The organism is Paenibacillus sp. 1_12 (genome assembly GCF_900114475.1).
GTDB lineage: Bacteria > Bacillota > Bacilli > Paenibacillales > NBRC-103111 > Paenibacillus_S.
In genome coordinates this window covers 137,246-155,675 of the sequence record NZ_FOTE01000013.1, presented here as the reverse complement: position 1 = coordinate 155,675, position 18,430 = coordinate 137,246, and the positions used below count along the sequence as shown (strand labels likewise).

Here is an 18,430-nt window from a genome sequence, read left to right as displayed (position 1 = left end):
CTATTCGCCCAGAAATCACATTACCGAAAAGTTGCATAGGTCCAACATCACCTATTTGTTCCACGAGCAACATTTTGCAGATGGTAAGCCCGACTATATGATATGTCCATTTACGCTCGTTTTGTTCATTTGTGCTCAATTTGATTATAGGAGACGTTTATTTGGGGAGTGTTAACGGGATATGAATAATATGTAAAGCTGTAGAGTCTTTCATGTCCGGGGTCCATGCTGGATTTATGCACTGCTTTCAGGTACTCTTTTATCAGATACTTCTTTACTTTATTAATTAGAATAATGTCTCTCTATCCCTGTATGGGGGTGGCATGTTTGATTCCGTATATTTTTTATATAATAATGTAGATACTGCGTTTCATATCGATCTGAATAACAGGAGGCGACTATACAATGCTCACTAGAGATATCCCAATTTCCGTGCTGGATCTTGCCCCCATCATCGTGGGCGGTACAGCAGCAGATTCCTTTAAAAACACCCTTGATCTTGCACAACATGCCGAGAAGTGGGGCTATCATCGCTACTGGCTCGCTGAGCATCACAATATGCCGGGGATTGCCAGCTCCGCCACTTCCCTCGTAATCGGTTATGTGGCAGCAGGTACCCATACGATCCGGGTCGGCTCCGGCGGCATTATGCTGCCAAATCATGCTCCACTGGTCATTGCCGAGCAGTTCGGAACGCTGGAATCGATGTATCCGGGTCGCATCGATCTGGGACTCGGACGTGCCCCGGGTTCGGATCAGCCTGCCGCCCGCGCGCTGCGTCGTGGACTCGGCAGCGACGGCAATGATTTCCCCGAGCTGCTTAGCGAGCTTCGCGCTTATCTGGATAATACGCCGGAAGCACGCCCTATTGGCGTGAGGGCGGTTCCAGGCGAAGGGCTGCATATCCCGATCTGGCTTTTAGGCTCAAGTGGCTTTAGTGCCCAGCTCGCTGGTCATCTAGGTCTGCCTTTTGCTTTTGCCAGCCATTTTGCTCCTGATTATTTACTGCCTGCACTGGACCTGTATCGCAGCAGCTTCCGTCCTTCGGAATCACTGGACAAACCCTATGCGATGATCGGTCTAAATGTCATAGCTGCTGATACCGACGAAGAAGCCAGAAGGCTGGCTACCTCCCAGGAGCAGCAATTCCTTAATCTCATACGTGGCCGTACAGGTCCGCTCAACCCGCCTGTCGACAGCATGGATGCACTGTGGAATCTTCAGGAAGAAGCTCATATCCGTAAGCAATTGAGTTATTCTATTGCTGGAAATAAAGCAACCGTCCAGAAAAAGCTCCAGCAGTTTCTGAATGAAACAGGAGCGGACGAAATCATTGTGACCGCCCAGGTTTATGACCATCAGGCTCGGTTACGCTCCTATCAATATTTGGCTGAGCTCGTGAAAAACGGAGATACCGTTTAACAGGAATCGAACAGGAGCCGGACCTGCTTTCCTAGGATCACTCCTCTCTAAATTATCCTTGCAGTAATTGCCAGTGAAAGGGTGAGTTCTTTGAAATGGCAGTGATGCTGATGGCTTCGCTGTCCATTTCCTCGGACTCAATCTAATTGTCCCTCCGCTCAACTTTTCCAGCAGACACACGGCAATAGCTGTCCAAATGGTTATATGCTTATATTTCTGTTATCCATAAACATGCAAAGAGGGCCATCCGCCATGTACTTCCAACAGCTTGTTCAGATCATGCCCCTGCTAGACGATATCACCGCGGAGAGCAGCTCACAAACCCTTGTTAGTTCTCAGGGTATCCATCGTCTCATTATTGTCCAACGCGGACATCTTCTTATTTCAGCCAAAGATCAGGAGCCCACCGTTTGCACACAAGGCTTTGCTTGTCATCCTGACTATGGCCCCTATTTCATCCAAATCCCAAAAACCAAAGAGGTCGAGTACGTAGTCATCACTTACCGCGTGCTCCCGGTGACCAGTGCATGGACCCTGCAGGGTCCCCTCCACACAATCAGTGAAATCAAAATCCACTATATGATCGAGGAATTGCTTCGTACCTTACATGAAATCGATACCCATTCCCCAGATGAAGATGCGGCACAGGAGTTTAGAAAACGATTGATGCTGGAGCGTATCCTCTTCATTTATTTGTATGAATCGCGAATGCGCGATGAACTAAAGTCCTCTGCAAATTCGATCGAGGAGACCCTCTCATATATCAATGAACATTACATGCTGAAGCTTACGCTCCCTATGCTCTCGCGTCGAGCAGGTATGAGCGAAGGCCATTACACGGTGCTATTCAAAAAACATACCGGCGAAACCTTAATGACTTATCTCAACAATCTACGTATTGAAAAAGCAAAGCTTCTATTTCAGCAAACAGACCTGCTTGCCAAAGAAATTGCACAAAAAGTCGGGTACGTAGATTATTTTTATTTTAGCAGGGTGTTCAAAAGGAAAACTGGAGCTTCACCCTCCGCTTTTCAGCAAAGTCATGATCCCAAGTAAACGAATCAAACATCTAAAGATTAGACATGTCCAATCTAAGGATTAGATATGTTACTTTCAAAAAAAATCGGCTATAATCCAAATGATAATAATAATCATTTTCAGGGGGATATACAGATGAATCTTTGGATAAAACGCCCACTCAGTATTGCACTGGTGAGCTTATTTACTGCATTAAGCCTTACAGCATGCGGAACAGCGACTACTACTCCATCCGGTACCGCTCCACAAACCAACCCAACACCGGCAGCAGCTGCAAGCACTGAAGGTAAAATCACGGTTCAGGATGCACAAGGTACGGTCGAGCTTGCCAAAAAACCTGTGAAAATTGTGACGATGGATTTTAGCTTTACCGATGCACTAGTTACCTTGGGCATACAACCAGTCGGGATTGCTGATGATTCCAGCCCCGACCTGTTCATGGATGCCGTTAAGAGCCAATTGAAAAACTACACCTCTGTCGGTTCCCGCTACGAACCGAACATTGAATTGATCAGCTCGCTGCAGCCCGACCTAATCATCGCCGATTTAAACAAACACAAAAATGCAATTCCGCAATTAAAGGCTATCGCTCCTTTGCTCGTTCTGGACGATTCGCAAGCAGACTATAATCAAATGCTCAAAAACTATGTCATTATCGCAAAAGCCCTTGGCAAGGAAGAGGAAGGCAAGAAACGTCTTGCTGAGCACCAGACCAAAATCGAGGCTGTGAAAAAGAAGCTAACCACCACCAATCTGCGTGTACTTCCAGCCGTGACGAATTCCAAAGGCTTTTATGCCCATTCGGACCACTCCTTCGGCGGCTCCTTCCTGATGCTGCTCGGATTTACGGATCCGGTGAAAAACACAGCGGCTAACCCGCAGCTAACTCTGGAGCAACTGGTCGAAGCCAATCCGCAAGCTATGTTCCTGCTGCCATCCGAGAAAGAAACGATTGTTAATCAATGGGAGGCCAACCCGCTGTGGAAGCAAATCGATGCCGTTGCCAACAAGAAAGTATTTATAGTAGAAAGACGTGATTGGTCTCTTTCACGCGGATTGCTCGGATCCGAGAAAATCGCCGAGGATATCCTCAAAAACCTGGGAGCCTGATCAATGACAAACAAGGTCCAATTGGAAAAGCAGAACCGGACAGGGTTTCTGCTCTTTCTTTTTTCTGCTTCTTTTCTCCTGCTGGTCATCGGATTCCTGTGCAGCGTCAAATGGGGTCAGGCGCAAATATCATGGCGTGTCTTATTTGAAGCCTTAACGTATCAAGGACATGATAAAAATCATCTATATATTCAAACGCTGCGGCTGCCGCGTACTTTAACAGCAGGCATTGTCGGCATTCAGCTGGCACTAGCCGGATTGTTGACGCAGCTCACAACGAAAAACCCGCTGGCCTCTCCCCACGTATTCGGCATTAATGCGGGGGCAGCCTTTGCAGTTGTGTTCGGTTTGGTTGTGTTCAAAAACATTTCGCTTACAGGCTCTATCTGCATTGGCTTTATTGGGGCAGCAGTCGGAGCATTCCTTGTCTGGGCACTTGCCGGGACGGGATCGAAGCAATATGTCCGTTTGGCCTTAGCGGGGATAACGATCCATTTTCTACTCTCCTCGCTGACGGAGGGACTTATTATATTGAATCAGCAAAATACTGACAGTATGATGTTTTGGCTGGTCGGCTCTGTCAGTCAAGCAGCATGGAAGGAGATCAGTACGATTCTTCCCTTCTTTATCGGCGGATTGCTCATCTTTGGCCTGATGCTGCCTTCCTTCCGTTTGCTGCTGCTGGGCGATGAGATTGCCGCAGGTCTTGGCCAGCGGGTATCGGTGATTCGCGCCATCAGCGTGCTGCTTGTTATTGTATTGGCTGGCTCAGCGGTTGCGATATGCGGTCCGATCGGTTTCATTTGCCTGATTGTCCCTCATATCGCTCGTGCCCTGGTTGGGAATAATCTTCATGTTCTGGCTCCGCTAACAGCATTGCTCGGAGGGGCATTGCTCGTTTATGCCGACTTCTTCAGCCGGTTTATCGCGTTTCCTTACGACTCTCCCGTCGGGATTGTGACAGCAGCGATCGGCGCCCCCTTCTTCATTTATTTGGCCCGCAAAAAGGGAGGTGCCCGCTGATGAATAAATCTGTAGCTCTAATCCTGGCATTTCTGCTGATGCTGGTGTTAGCGGTAATCTCCCTGCGCTTGGGAGCAGTGCCCGTTTCCTTTCAGGATGTTTGGTCCAGCATTTTGCATGAGAATAACAAATACTTTTTTATTATTTACGAGGTTCGCCTGCCGCGTGTTCTAGTCGCCATTCTGGCGGGCTTCGGCCTGGCTGTAGGCGGCGTGATTCTGCAAAGCATTGTGCGTAATCCGTTGGCCAGCCCCGATGTGATCGGTATTACCAAAGGAGCGGGACTGGCTGCATCCGCCGTCATTTTCCTGTTTCCTAAAGCACCAAGCTATTTCCTTCCAATATCCGCTTTTATCGGTGCTTTTGTCGCCTTTGGTATTCTGCTGCTGCTCAGCAAACGCTTGACCATGACGCCTGCGTCGCTTGCTCTTATCGGAATTGCTATTGGGGCCGTCTTCCAGGCGGGTACGCAATATTTGATCGTGATGCATCCAACCGATATCAATATGGCGCTGCTCTGGCTGGCGGGGAGCTTGTGGAGCAAGCGGTGGGATGCCGTCTACTCACTGCTGCCCTGGATCGCGGTGCTGCTGCCCGTGGTTTGGATCAATTATCCCAAGCTGAATGTGTTCCAGCTTGGTGATGAGACAACAACCTCGCTTGGCCTGAGTATTGTGCGGCAGCGCTTCTGGCTGCTGCTGCTGGCTGTAGCTCTGGCTGGCATATCTGTATCGGCAGTGGGCGCCATTGGCTTTATTGGATTGATCGCGCCTCATATTGCCCGCAGCATTGTCGGTGCCCGACACCAATGGCTTATTCCGCTTGCTGCGCTGATCGGGGCCGATCTGATGCTGCTTGGGGATTGCTTGGGCCGCATTCTGATCATCCCGCGCGAGGTGCCAGTCGGCATCATGACCGCTGTAATCGGCGCACCTTATTTTGTTTATTTACTGAGAAGAGCACGAAGCAAGTCTGCATAAACACAAGCCCTATCCGGTTATACTCGCGGATAGGGCTTTTTATCAGCTGCTTTCACCAGTAGGCTGTTAACCTGTTCATGCTTGCGCTCCTATGCTGGATTTATTGTTTGTAATCAGGTAAACTTTGATAAGTAAGGCAATTAAGATTAGTGCCCTTATCCGGCTATGAATTTCTTAACGATGATTTCATGAAATTTGCGAGCAACAGCAGAGGTTTTAGTTACAGATACCTATACTCACTTTCTGGAGGCTTATAAAATGAATATTGAAATATGGTCTGATTTTTCATGTCCCTTTTGCTATATTGGCAAACGTCGCTTTGAAGAGGCACTTGCCCTTTTCCCGAACAAAGAGAACGTCAATGTGATTTACCGCAGCTTTGAGCTGGACCCGAATGCGGAGCGAGATCTTCCTCATGGTGTCAATGAGATGCTGGCTTCCAAATATGGCATGAGCGTTGATAAGGCTAAGGAGATGAACGCGGGTGTTACCGCTCAGGCTCAATCGGTCGGACTGACCTTTAACTTTGACACGATGATTTTGACCAATACGTTCGACGCACATCGATTGGCGCATTTCGCTAACCAGCATGGCCTTATGTATGCATTGACCGAGCGCTTGCTGCATGCCTATTTTACCGAGTCCAAGCATCTTGGCGATCATGAGACATTAGCCGCTTTGGCCGCAGAAGTCGGACTCGACAAGGACGAAGCTTTACAGGTTCTTGCTGGGGATGCGTTCACAGCCGAGGTCCGTAATGACGAGCAGGAAGCAGGTAGTCTGGGCGTACGCGGAGTTCCCTTCTTCGTGATCAACCGCAAATATGCAATTTCAGGCGCTCAATCAAGCGAAGTATTTTTAGGTGCGATACAGAAGGCATGGGATGAGGACCAGCCGCTGACGCTGCTTAACGACATGGGCAGCGATCCGGCTGATGGAACTTGTGACGATGGGGTTTGTGCACCTTCACAACCTAAGCCCTGAATCCATCTGTCGAAGAACAAGCTGTCGTGTCAGTCCTATGCTCGTTCTGATGATATTAGAAGCTGAAGCTCCCCATCTGTACACGATGATAACAGCCTCCAGCTTCTCAAGTAATGCCAAAAAAAGCCTTCCAATCGAGCTGCTGCCGATTGCGAAGGTTTTTTTGTTGGATTTTATGGGATGGGACGAAATCATCGGACGATTTTACACACTTGCTATTAGGGGAGCGGGTCTATCCTATCCACTGGCGTGTATCGATACTGTTCCAAATCAATACGCCCGTTGTCACTCACAGCCACACCCTCGTTGTCCAAATGGAACGTCTGCATAAAGCGTGCTTCCTCATTGTTGAAGGCGATTTCTCCCTTGGCATTTACCACACGGTACCAAGGAAGCTGATGAATCGCACTTAGCGAATGCAGAATCCGCACAACCTGTCTCGCTCCTCTTGGACTGCCCGCAAGCTCGGCAATTTGCCCATATGTCATGACATTCCCTTCTGGAATGCTTTTAATGATAGCGATGACATTCAACGTGAATGGTTTCATACTGTTTCCCTCCTGTCTTCGATAAGGTAATTCATTTACCTGTATAACCTCGTCATTCAGATCTTACCATATCGGATATTGAAATCGGAACCGCACTGCCGTACTTGGTCGCAAGAAAAGGTAGGAAGAGGTTGACCAAGCGAATTCACATGCCACATATAGGTCTTCCCTATAGTTTCCATTCATTTTATATATTTCCTCAATTAGCAATCTGTCGTTACAATGAAGAAAACCCATACCAAGGAGGTCTTCTTATGGACCCATCGGTCAAAAAACTGTTTGACGCCGTTGCCAATGATTATGACCAGCAGCGAAGACAACTGATCCCCTGTTTCGATGAATTTTATGGGATGGCGCTTTCCCTGGCGGAAAGCAAAAGCCAAGCTCCGCATATTCTCGATTTAGGTGCAGGTACAGGGCTGTTCTCCCGAATGGTGCTGCATAAATACCCGAAAGCCCATCTTACATTGATAGATCTGAGTGATAAAATGCTGGAGGAAGCACGCCGTCGTTTTCGCGAGGAAGACCACGTTCAATACATCATCGGTGATTATTCCAGCTACGTATTTCCCCGATCTTATGACATCATCGTCTCTTCATTGTCGATTCACCATTTGACCCATCCTGCCAAAAGAAAGCTGTTCGCCACCGTTCACCAGCTGTTGAATCCAGGCGGTATTTTTGTCAATGCGGATCAGGTACAGGGCAACACCCCAGCTATAGATGAATACCATAGACAGCGCTGGTTAGCCCATATTAACGACAGTGGCCTTTCCAGAGCATCCATCGATACCTCTGTGGAGCGAAGAAAGCTGGACTTGAACGCCAAGCTTGGTGATCAAATCGACTGGCTCGAGCAGGCAGGTTTTTCTGATGTGGATTGCATGTATAAGTATCTGGATTTTGCTGTTTTTATCGGGAAAAAGAATTGAAGTTAAGGTGTTCGAGTGGTGATCGATTTCAGAAAACAATATTAATCCCATGTTAAGTATGACGCATACAAGGAGATGTTGCTTCGGCAGCCAAGCTGCTGGAGCGACAACCTCATCGACAGTGAAAAATTTGTAAATATATGATGAAAAAACTATTGTCTCCTGCTGCTATTAGGTATACAATATAGCTTAGCAATTACTTGGTTCGCAGCAGCTTAGACGCGGAAACTTTCTAACTTCTATGTGATTTTTTTCACAAGTGAATGGATAATATAATATTAACCTATATTATATTTCATATAGATCGCGGAATAACGTTTTTTTGCTACTTGCGAACAGATTCAGATGAATAAAGGAGGATAACAAACATGTCACAAACCAATGCTCAAGTATTAGAACAAGATGCTTCTGTAGCTCCCGCAAACGTTAAGGCGGATGTATTGGATCAATTGTTAAAGCCAGAGGTACAAGAGGCATTAACCGTATTGGTAGATCAACTGCCGCGGCTTACCGAAATGATGACCCTGCTTACCAAAACATATGATTTGGCTAATAAAGTAGCTAATGACCGTGTTTTGATTCAAGATATGGTAGGCGGAATTCAGGAAGTCGTTAAACCGCTTGAAGAAAAAGTTAAGGGTTACGCATCCGCAGCTATTGAGGCTAACGATCGTGCTGATCAAAGCGAAGCCACAATTGGTCTATTTGGTATGCTGAAGCTGCTTAAAGATCCGGAATTGCAAAAAATGCTTCGTTTTAGCCAAGCTTACCTTGATATTTTGGGCGAAAGAAAAAAGCAAGAAAACCTATAAATCAACCTATTGTCAGGATGGAGGATAACCGTGAGTAAACAAATTTTGATCTTGGGTGGCGGCTACGGCGGCTTGTTGAGCGCACTTTCCGCTCGTGCCCATCTAACGCATGAAGAAGCAGAAATTACCGTTATTAATCGCGTGGGATCGCACCAAATTATTACCGAGCTTCACCGTCTTGCTGCAGGTAATGTTGCTGAGAAGGCAGTCGCTTTGCCTTTGGAAAAGCTGCTTAAAGGTAAGCAAATCAATGTGGTAGTCGGTACCGTTGATGAAATTAATGTGGAAGAACGCAGAGTCCTGCTGCTTGGCGGCAAAACGTTCAGCTACGACGCTCTAGTGCTCGCTCTGGGTAGTGAGACTAACTACTTTGGCATTCCAGGTCTACAGGAGAACAGCTTCACGCTGAAATCCGTAGCAGATGCAAACCGTCTCTTTGCGCATGTAGAGCAAAGTATTCGCAAGTACAGCAACACTAAAGATAAAGCAGACGCTACTTTCGTTATCGGCGGCGGCGGCCTGACAGGCGTTGAGCTGGTCGGTGAGCTTGCTGATGAGCTGCCTGGCATTTGCCGTAAATACGGCGTTGATTTCGCAGAAGTATCGCTTTATCTTGTTGAGGCTATGCCTAGCATCCTGCCAATATTCTCAGCTGAGCTTATTGAGCGTGCAACAGTCAGCCTGCAAAATCGCGGTGTTGAGTTCTTGACCGGCCTTGCAATTACTGAAGTAAACGGTCCAACTGTTAGCCTTAAAGATGGAAGAACGATTGATACAAACACGTTGGTTTGGACTGGCGGCGTACAAGGCAGCTCGCTTGTTGCGAATTGCGGAGTAGAAGTGAACCGCGGTCGTGCAACGGTTAACGAATCGCTTCAATCCGTTTCCCATCCGGATGTATTCCTTGCTGGCGACTGTGCAGTCGTATTTGGACCGGAAGGCCGTCCTTTCCCTCCAACTGCACAATTGGCTTGGCAAATGGGTGAGCTTGCAGGCGCTAATATCGCAGCACAGTTCAAAGGCACCACAATGGACAGCTTCAGCCCTGTATTCTCGGGAACACTGGCAAGCCTTGGCCGTAAAGACGGAATCGGCTCTGTTGGTGGAAGCGGTATTGAATTAAAGGGTACTCCGGCATCCTTGATGAAAAAAGCGAGTAACGCCCGCTATCTGTCCCACATTAACGGATTGTTTGCACTTGCTTATTAAGAAGCTGGTTATCCGATCAATCTTTTCAACCTAGCTTACACGAAGCCCCTTCACCGTTTTTTTGTGAAGGGGCTTTTCTTGTGTTATACACTTAGGCAGGGATACGCTTTACTTTCTTTATTTTCTTTCCACCTTAACCCCCGTTAGCAGCTCCAAAGACAAAATCACAGCAGACATATCTAAATCCCCGTGCTGTTGTTCCACCGCCTTATGCAAAACGGTTTCCACATGGGTTCCTGTAGAGGTTTCAATCCCTGTTTCCGCTATGAGCTTATTAGCTAATCGAATATCCTTCAGCAGGTACTTCAGCGCGCCCCCTGGTTGAAAGTTACGATCCAGGAGGTGCTGCTCAACATGCCGACGCAGCATCCGGCTATCTCCATAGCTTGTAGACAAGATCTGATACAGCTGCTCCGGGTTAATTCCATAAGCACTGCCCGCTGCCATAGCTTCTGAAGCCGCTAAAGTATGAGTAGCAACCAAGTATTGATTAATTAGCTTGGCTACGCTGCCTAAGCCTGAATTGCCTAAGTACTGTACATTAGCACCTAATTGCTGAAGCACAGGCAAGCATTGTTCATAAGCCTCCGCTTGTCCACCCACCATAATCGTCAAGGTACCTCGTTCCGCACCTTCTGGACCACCACTCACAGGTGCATCCAAATAAGTAAGCTGATGAGACGCCGCCTCCACACCCAGCTGCACACTCAGCTCTCGGCCGACAGTTGTAAAATCCAAGCAAATGGCACCCAGCTTCGCTTGTTTAAAAACACCCTGCTCCCCCGTATACAACTCCTTAACATCCTGTGGCATCGATAAACAAGTACATATCACATCTGCCCGCTCTACAGCTTCCCTGATTGTCGCCGCCCAGCTCGCTCCAAGCTGTACCAACGGCTCAACCTTGTTTACTGTTCGATTGTAAACGGTTACCGAAAATCCTGCTTTAATCAATCGCGCTGCCATCCGAGAGCCCATGACTCCCAGTCCAATAAAGCTAATCTTCTCCAGCTTCTTCACCCACCATTCGTCGTTTCTATTCATTGTTATCTATGGTACGCTGCTTGCCCTTTTCCGTCACAGCAAATTCTCGAACCATAGATTTAATTCGATCCACATGCCGGAATCGAAGCGCAGACCAATCCTCATCAATCGCGATTTGACGAACCGGCTCAAATCCCTCAGTGCCGAGCAGGAAGGCTACACTCTCTCTGCTGCAATCCGAGGATTTGTATTTTTTAGACGTTTTTTTCGGATAACATAGCCATAGGAGACCGTCCTCACTCAGTACCGTGACCCCCAGTCGGGCTAAAGATTGAACCGTTTCGTTGCTAGCTCCGAATACCTGTACGAACGGATACGAATCATGAAGAACCTCCCGATGAACCTCACCTTTAAATTGGTCGATGACTTCTTCATACACCTGCGGCGGATTTAAAACAAGAACGGCCTCACCCTGATCTTTGTATTGCAGTTTCTGAATAAGCGGATTTACGCTCAATTCTGTCACCTCCTCCTATTATTATTCGTAACAAGCATTCAAACAAACCGACTTTATCTACCCCATTCATCATACCATATTTTGAAATGAACAAAAGAAGCACACAGCCCGAGCGGAGATAGCGGACCCTTCTGGAGAAACGAAGTGTTCGCCTTTGCAGACGGATTCTTACCCCTATGGGGCTAAGAATCGAAAGAATCTGGCTGCAACAGCGATTGGAAGAGGGGTCTGCTTTCGCAGCGCCTCTCTGCTGTCATGATGTTTAGTTCATCTTATATAGTTCGAGAGCTAGCGAGGAGGCTATATGGTTCTGTGGTATCGTTTGCCATGCATAAATTATATTTATTTTGCCATAGTAAAGAAGTAATACTCATGTATATAACGATACTTGGAGGTCACCGATATGGCTAAACACACCGAAACAAGCTGGAAGCCGGACAAACCCATTAACCAGCTGTTGAATTCCGTAAATAAGGTAACGAGCGCCGTAGAGCAAGCAGCATCGCATCCAAGCGAGCAAATGATTCAGCAATCTCACAATGCAATGGAGCGGGCAGAGAACGGACTTGCCAATACGCTTCAAAGCGAAGAAAATCAAGAGGCGCTTCAGCAGCTTCAAGAGCTGCTGGGTGAAAACCGTGAGCTTTTAGAGCAGGTGCAGGCGCATCCTATCAAGGACGAGCAGTAGGATTAACAACAAAGACAACTCCAAAAGAGTTGTCCTTGTTATTTCTATATCCATTATCGGTTCAGTCAAATTTCCAGCAGCTTAAACTTAGATTTCCATATTGGTAACTGCGATGTACCAACGAAGCTTTTTTACTTGAATCTCCGGTACCCATAGCCAGCAGCAACGGGATAAAATGCTCAGGAGTAGGCACCGCTTCCTTGGCATAAGGAGCCATCTGCTCATACTGGAGCAACGACTCCAAATCCCACGCAGTCAGCTTTTCATCCAGCCAGCCGTCGAATTGTGCTGCCCAATCGGTAGTTCGGGAAGCACCCCACTCCAGCCTCCGCAAATTATGAACCGTTCCGCCGCTGCCAAGGATAAGGATGTCCTTCTCACGAAGTGAAGATAATGCTTTACCAATCCGATATTGCTCCGCATTCGACAAGTGCCGATTTACGGATAATGCGATTACCGGGATATTTGCCGCAGGATACATCAGAGACAGAATGACCCAAGCTCCATGGTCCAATCCCCGATCGCTATCGAGACTGGCAGGGATTTTTTCTTGTTGAAGCAAAGCTTGAATCTCGTTTGCTATCGAGGGTTCACCGGGAGCCGGATATTGGACTTGATACAGCTCTGGTTGAAAACCCGAAAAATCATAAATGGTTTCGTATGGGGAAGTAGAAGCTGACACCTGCTGTTGTCTGCTCTCCCAATGGGCGGAAAAGAGCACAATAGCCTTAGGCTTAGGATAATCCGCTGCAAAATTTTTCAAAAGCGTTGTGTAGTCATTATGTTCCAGTGCAAGTGATGGAGCACCATGAGCAATAAAAAAAGAAGGTATCATCGTAAAGCTCCTTTACCGATTATTAGTTGCTGCAGTTGTGGCAGTTGTACGGAAGGATACGTTTTATTGGTTTTTAGTTTTGAACAGCAGTCGATCCAGACCAAGCCCACGCTCATCCGCGATAGCAAAGTAACCGGCTAAAGCTATCATTGCCAGATCCAACTCATAACCAGTCATTTGCGCGTTGCCCAACAGTCCCACCGGAAGCTTCACCGCTACGATCGCACCAATAAGCATAATGATAAAGCCGATTGCAAAGTATCGGGTTGCGAAGCCGATGATCAAAGCGATTCCGCCAATGAGCTCGAAGTAAGCAACCACATAGGCTGCAAATTCCGGAAGACCTATACTACCAAACCACCCCGCTGTATTGTCGAGACCCATCTGGAATTTCGAAATACCATGTGCCACAAACAGAATACCTACAAGAACTCTCATGATGGTTACTATCGTTGTTGTCTTCATTTTATAACACTCCTTCTGCTTAATCCGAATATTTGTCTTTATTGAGCTATCCCATATATATGAAATTGCTATTAAAAGTATTTTTCTGTATACATTTTATTCATATTGCAAAACCTTTATTCATAAAAAAACACCCCCCTCAATAAAATCTCATTTTTGTATCCTTATAGAAAACTTAATTCTATATGAATAAACTTTCAATGAAACAAATTTATCATTTCATCATTGGATTGTCAATATAAATTTGGTACTATGAATATTATATATGTATTACAAAACCAAAGGGCGTGAAAATGATGGATATTGGAACTACGATCCGGGCTATACGTAAACGAAAAAAACTAACCATTCCACAGCTTTGCGAAGGAACCGGTCTTTCCAAAGGGTTTATCAGTAATGTAGAAAATAATAAAACCTCTCCTTCCATTGCTACTTTAGAAAACATAGCCTCCTTTCTCAAAGTTCCTCTTCCTTATTTGCTGCTCCAAAAAGAACAACGCATGCAAGTCGTGCGACACTCAGAACGGCAGTACACCACGACTGGGGAAGAAAAATTAAAAGTCGAGCATCTCTCTACACAAGGAAATCTGCGCATGCGGATCGTTGAGTTACCTCCGAGTGCAACGACAGGAGATAATCCACATGCGCATGAAGGAGAGGAATGTCATTTTGTTTTGAATGGAACGATCTTAGCCGAACAAGGGGAAGATTCCGCCGTGTTGGAGCAGGGAGATTCTTTTAGCTGGAATGCGAGTGTGCCCCATAAGGTAACCAACACGGGAGACCTGCCTGCCTTGGTGCTTATCGCAGTGTACAGGGAACTGGATTCTTAAAAGGATATATCGCTTTTATAATAGTAAATCGTTGCGTGTAATTCGCCATCCGCTGATCTCGCATAGTCCGGAATCCGTCCAGCTTGAATATAACCAATAGAAGAATAAAGGTGATTGGACGGGTCTCCTTCTCTTGTATCGAGGACTAACAGCGATCTGCCCTCCTGCTTGGCTCGTTCTTCAGCCTTGTTCATGAGCAAACGACCGATACCATGACGTCGATACCTTGGATGGGTCATTAATTTTGCAATTTCCGCTCTATGATCACCATTTTGCTTTGTACATAAATGCAGCTGTACAGTTCCGACTACCTGATCGTTTAATGTCGCTATAAATAAGATTACCTCAGGACATAATACGTTTTCCCAGTATCGTGATGCTTCCGAAAGCTTCAATGGAGGCAGAAACCCAATCGACGCGCCATCCTCTACGACCTGGACAAGCAGCTCCGATAGTTCATCTCTTCTATTCTCTATAGAAAGTATTTGCTCGGTCTTCACTTCACCAGCCAAATTCACCACTCCCATTTCATACAGATTCATGTTATTGAACATAATAATTGTAAATTACAATTTACTAATTGTCCAAAAATAAGACTCCAAAATCAAATAACCTACAACCATAAACGATAACGCGGACAGCAGCCGTGTACACGCAAAAAGGAGCTTGCCACCTTATTTCAGCGGCAAAGCTCCTTTTCGTAAAGAACGACGACATGGCTGTGAGTTACAGCGATGTCATATCATTAATCCTGTGCAGAGAATGTGTAGCATAATCAAACACTTTGCCTTCCAGCAGCCCGACCAGTGTGTTGGTCACTCGCACTTCTATTACATTGTCACTCTCCCGCAGGATAGAGCGGTCACCGTGCCAAAGGTAAGGCGTCCATGATCGCGCACCGAGCGTCTGACCGTTAATGAGCACCTCGGCGGCATCGTGAAAATGTGGGTCCCAATCGTGGAACGAAAGCTCGAACGTCTGCGTTTCGGGCAGCTCCGATATCGTTACTTTGCGACTATAACGAAGCGTTCCCGCATAATAAGGAAACCCATCGACCAGTCCGCCCTTTAACGTGTCCGTCTGCTCGACTGAACGGGTCAAAACCACTTGCTTGTTCAGGTCATGCTTTACACCAAAATCCCCTGCCAAATAAAGTGCTTCGAGCAGGCCGTCCCAATCCCGTTGAACATTCACCTCCACAACAATCTCGTTGGAGCCTGGCTGCAGGAATTCGTGGATGTCTACCGCTATATTCATATAGTCGTACAAAAAGTACGGCTGAAAGCTGTCGCTGCTAAGTACTTCATCGTTGACCCGGATGATCCAATCGCCTGATATCGCTCCACGGTCCATAACAATCCGGCATTCCTGAGGAAGCTCCTCTGTATAGAAAGGCACCTTGTAAATAGCCTTCAGCGGATATGAAACCGTTGTTTTCAGTGGTGTTCCGAAATACTCACTCTTCATGACGACAGGGATTCCCGCGTAAGCTGCCAGATCCGAGCATTGATCGATAAACGTCTTAACCTGAACCTTCGCTTCTTTACCGTTAGTGAATAACAATGACTCACCTTGTTCTCCTTGGATATCGATAGTAAAGGTATCGAACCGCACCATGTTGTTACGTTCTGAACGAAGCTGCCATTGACCGGCAGCAGCGATTTCGAGCTTGGCGGGTGCCTCTGATGGATTCATCCCGACTTCAGCAGCGCCGGCGCTTTCCCCCCGCGTTAATTGAACAAGCCGCGATTGATAGGGCACAAATGGCAGCGCCACCGTAAATGACGTTTCTCCCACCCGCTCAACCCTAAGCGAAACAACCTCACCAGTGTCCAACGACAACTCATGGCAAACGACTTCACCGTCTTGCGGATTCATTCCAGCGTCTTTCCAAATTTGGGAGACATCCAACTGTAAGGAAGCATCATGCTCCTCACCATCATGATTGTTGATAAAGACTACAACGCTGTCCTCCGATACTTTACGAGTTTGCAGCATAAAGCTCTTATGGGGACGCTCGCTATGAAGCCGGATAGAGATCGGCAGCAGATCGTTCAACAGCTCGGTCAATTCATCTAAAACCTGCACAGCGTTCCCTTCACTGTCTGAAATGACATAGGTCCCTGGATGATGGGATTCCTTATCCAATAAACCGAATGTGCGTTTCATCTCTATTTCGACAGAAGCGTCCTTTTCGATCGTTTCAATCGGCATTTGACCTACACTGATGACTTTGCCGCCACTATCCAAAAACTCGCGTATTTTATGCCATGCCTTATTCTCCAAATTAGTTATTGGAGGCAAAATAAGAACCGAATATTCGGCATCTCCAAGCGTGATTTTTCCGTTTTCCACTTTCGCCCGCTCCAGCATCTCCGGATCGAGATGGTCGTAATCTCTTTGAATGAAGGTTAGATGATTGCAGATATCGACCCATTCTTTTTTCAGCTGTTCAAAATGTGTTTTTTCGTCAGCTTCTCGTCCGCAATACGTTAATCGATTCGGATTACCCATATGCGTCCAGTAAGTCGTTATCGGGAACAAAACCGCAACAGGAACCTCTGCTGTACCGCAGCTCATCACATAGCTAATTCTTCCGGTGTAATCACCCAGCTGGCGGAAGTGCTGCCAATACGGATTTTGCAAAAACTGAGAAGGCGGCGCATCATGCTTGGTCAACCCGTCGAGCGTATAAAAGAAGGCATGAGGGTTGAAAAAGTTAGTTCCTTGAGCCGCCATGCGGTCAATCATCCACTTGGCGTCCTGCAGGGTCATCGACCAGCCCACGCTGTGGAAGCATTCGATCAAATTCCGCTCTCTTTCAAGCTGGCGCGCAATCGAGCTAACCATTTTCGCGTTGCCGCGAATGTTGTCGCCATAACGGTTCAGCACCCATTCAAGTGATCTTCCCAGCTTCTCATGGGCGGTGTCGCCCCCAGGGACATGGCTGTATAATTGGGTGGTCATGCGCATGGACGGCACTTCAGTCACATAACTAAGGCCATGCTTTTCGCACCAATCGCTCATCAGCTTATGATAATTTTCCAAAAGCAGTTCGTGAGCAGCCTGGAAAAAATCGTAGCGAATCCGTGCAGCATCTTCCGCATCATGGTATAAAAGAGCAGGCAAATGCTCGCGGATGTCGTAGCCATATTTCTCTTTAAAATATTCAGGAATGCGCGGTGACCACGGAATTCGGCTTACAAATCCGGTTTCATCTGTAAACATGCCTTTGATCGTCGTCCCGAAATATTCACCAAGCTCCTCGGCAAACCTATCATGAGTCACACGAATGAAGGTCTCCATCGCCTCACGGTGGGCTGGGTCCACGTAGGTTCCGTAATATTTAAAATCTTCAATTTCTTTCTCCTGCAGGATAATAAGCTCCCATTCTCCCTCTGGCACGGCCCATTCGATTTTTTGCACGGGGCCGTAGGAAAAATATCGCTTATCAGTGTATGCCGTAAGACCGATCTGTTGGAACACCTGCTCCGACTGGTAGTTGCCGATCCATGGGCTGACGTCAACCGCATCATCCCAGCGTTTTTCCCCGTCCGAGCCGATCGGAACCGCTTTAGCATATAAAATCCGCGCCCACGGCAGCTCCATAGCGAAGCTTATTCCACCTTTAATCTGTTTGGTCGTGTGCTCCAATGTATATTGCTTGGCATCGGGATGCTGCAGGGTCACTTCCCCGCCCGCGATTCCGCTTGGATACGGGTATTCATCGTAAAGCCACACGTACATATCCCGTTTTTTGGCCTCTTCTACGGCAAATTTGACTTTATCGAACCAGCCTTGTGATAAGTATGGAATGGTTATGCCTTGTCGGGCACAAATGAATACACCCCCAACACCCTTATCTGCCATTTCATTGTACTGATGCCGAATTTCGTCCTCGGTCATTTCCCCGTTCCAAAACCAAAACGGATGCATACGGTACTCTCCCGTAGGATTAATAAACTTCTCGATTTCGAATTTCATATGGGTAGCTCATTCCTCTCTTATGGGGAGTGCCGATGAATCGATAGCTGGGACGCATAAAAGTGC

Annotated in this window: 18 protein-coding genes; 11 read left to right on the top strand and 7 right to left on the bottom strand. The window is 47.0% G+C overall.

Translation table 11 applies throughout. From position 1 onward, the window contains the following. Window positions 1-405: 405 nt before the first annotated feature. The 6 genes from BM210_RS24530 to BM210_RS24505 all read left to right on the top strand — a co-directional run bounded on the left by BM210_RS24530 (window position 406) and on the right by BM210_RS24505 (window position 6,557). Window positions 406-1,422, top strand: a complete 1,017-nt coding sequence (locus BM210_RS24530; RefSeq protein ID WP_091174587.1) for an LLM class flavin-dependent oxidoreductase — start codon at window positions 406-408, stop codon at window positions 1,420-1,422. 252 nt (window positions 1,423-1,674) lie between these two features. Then, window positions 1,675-2,478, top strand: coding sequence for a helix-turn-helix transcriptional regulator (locus BM210_RS24525; RefSeq protein ID WP_091174584.1), 804 nt, complete (start codon window positions 1,675-1,677; stop codon window positions 2,476-2,478). A gap of 117 nt (window positions 2,479-2,595) precedes the next feature. Beyond that, window positions 2,596-3,570: an ABC transporter substrate-binding protein gene (locus BM210_RS24520; protein ID WP_091174582.1), complete on the top strand. Its 975-nt coding sequence runs from the start codon at window positions 2,596-2,598 to the stop codon at window positions 3,568-3,570. A 3-nt stretch (window positions 3,571-3,573) separates the two neighbouring features. Then, the gene (locus BM210_RS24515) at window positions 3,574-4,593 is read left to right on the top strand and encodes a FecCD family ABC transporter permease (RefSeq protein ID WP_091174581.1); all 1,020 of its coding nucleotides are present in this window, start codon (window positions 3,574-3,576) and stop codon (window positions 4,591-4,593) included. Continuing rightward, complete coding sequence (locus BM210_RS24510; protein WP_091174580.1) at window positions 4,593-5,573, top strand: FecCD family ABC transporter permease; 981 nt, start codon at window positions 4,593-4,595, stop codon at window positions 5,571-5,573. The genes BM210_RS24515 and BM210_RS24510 overlap by 1 nt, the downstream gene beginning before the upstream one ends. 258 nt (window positions 5,574-5,831) lie before the next feature. Next, window positions 5,832-6,557, top strand: coding sequence for a DsbA family oxidoreductase (locus BM210_RS24505; RefSeq protein ID WP_091174578.1), 726 nt, complete (start codon window positions 5,832-5,834; stop codon window positions 6,555-6,557). Between the two features lie 218 nt (window positions 6,558-6,775). Here the strand turns inward: BM210_RS24505 and BM210_RS24495 are convergent, their stop codons facing one another. Next, window positions 6,776-7,105: an MGMT family protein gene (locus tag BM210_RS24495; RefSeq protein ID WP_091174575.1), complete on the bottom strand. Its 330-nt coding sequence runs from the start codon at window positions 7,103-7,105 to the stop codon at window positions 6,776-6,778. 254 nt (window positions 7,106-7,359) lie between these two features. Here BM210_RS24495 and BM210_RS24490 point away from each other — a divergent pair, with 254 nt between their 5' ends. From BM210_RS24490 to BM210_RS24480, 3 genes are all read left to right on the top strand, one after another. After that, window positions 7,360-8,037, top strand: a complete 678-nt coding sequence (locus BM210_RS24490; RefSeq protein WP_091174573.1) for a class I SAM-dependent methyltransferase — start codon at window positions 7,360-7,362, stop codon at window positions 8,035-8,037. A gap of 368 nt (window positions 8,038-8,405) precedes the next feature. After that, window positions 8,406-8,849 carry a DUF1641 domain-containing protein gene (locus BM210_RS24485; protein ID WP_091174571.1) on the top strand — a complete coding sequence of 148 codons (444 nt, stop codon included), beginning with the start codon at window positions 8,406-8,408 and terminating at the stop codon, window positions 8,847-8,849. Window positions 8,850-8,879: 30 nt separating this feature from the next. Next, window positions 8,880-10,058, top strand: a complete 1,179-nt coding sequence (locus tag BM210_RS24480; RefSeq protein ID WP_091174569.1) for an NAD(P)/FAD-dependent oxidoreductase — start codon at window positions 8,880-8,882, stop codon at window positions 10,056-10,058. Window positions 10,059-10,175: 117 nt separating this feature from the next. Here BM210_RS24480 and BM210_RS24475 read toward each other — a convergent pair whose 3' ends face one another. Together BM210_RS24475 and BM210_RS24470 are read right to left on the bottom strand one after the other, a co-directional pair. Next, window positions 10,176-11,102: an NAD(P)-dependent oxidoreductase gene (locus tag BM210_RS24475; protein WP_371263535.1), complete on the bottom strand. Its 927-nt coding sequence runs from the start codon at window positions 11,100-11,102 to the stop codon at window positions 10,176-10,178. Beyond that, window positions 11,095-11,559, bottom strand: a complete 465-nt coding sequence (locus BM210_RS24470; protein WP_091174565.1) for a DUF3052 domain-containing protein — start codon at window positions 11,557-11,559, stop codon at window positions 11,095-11,097. The genes BM210_RS24475 and BM210_RS24470 overlap by 8 nt, the downstream gene beginning before the upstream one ends. A gap of 403 nt (window positions 11,560-11,962) precedes the next feature. On the opposite strand from BM210_RS24470, the gene BM210_RS24465 reads away from it, so the two are divergent. Then, window positions 11,963-12,247 carry a hypothetical protein gene (locus BM210_RS24465; RefSeq protein ID WP_091174564.1) on the top strand — a complete coding sequence of 95 codons (285 nt, stop codon included), beginning with the start codon at window positions 11,963-11,965 and terminating at the stop codon, window positions 12,245-12,247. A gap of 61 nt (window positions 12,248-12,308) precedes the next feature. Here the strand turns inward: BM210_RS24465 and BM210_RS24460 are convergent, their stop codons facing one another. After that, window positions 12,309-13,082, bottom strand: a complete 774-nt coding sequence (locus BM210_RS24460; RefSeq protein WP_091174562.1) for a DODA-type extradiol aromatic ring-opening family dioxygenase — start codon at window positions 13,080-13,082, stop codon at window positions 12,309-12,311. Between the two features lie 63 nt (window positions 13,083-13,145). Further along, a complete protein-coding gene (locus BM210_RS24455; protein WP_091174561.1) occupies window positions 13,146-13,547 on the bottom strand; it encodes a DoxX family protein in 402 nt (133 codons plus the stop codon). Window positions 13,548-13,843: 296 nt separating this feature from the next. Here BM210_RS24455 and BM210_RS24450 point away from each other — a divergent pair, with 296 nt between their 5' ends. After that, complete coding sequence (locus BM210_RS24450) at window positions 13,844-14,380, top strand: helix-turn-helix domain-containing protein (protein WP_091174621.1); 537 nt, start codon at window positions 13,844-13,846, stop codon at window positions 14,378-14,380. Here the strand turns inward: BM210_RS24450 and BM210_RS24445 are convergent. Continuing rightward, window positions 14,377-14,892 (bottom strand): GNAT family N-acetyltransferase, encoded by a 516-nt coding sequence (locus BM210_RS24445; RefSeq protein WP_371263534.1) that lies wholly within the window; start codon window positions 14,890-14,892, stop codon window positions 14,377-14,379. The genes BM210_RS24450 and BM210_RS24445 overlap by 4 nt on opposite strands. Window positions 14,893-15,106: 214 nt before the next feature. Next, a complete protein-coding gene (locus tag BM210_RS24440) occupies window positions 15,107-18,364 on the bottom strand; it encodes a glycosyl hydrolase (protein ID WP_091174557.1) in 3,258 nt (1,085 codons plus the stop codon). Between the last annotated feature and the right edge of the window lie 66 nt (window positions 18,365-18,430).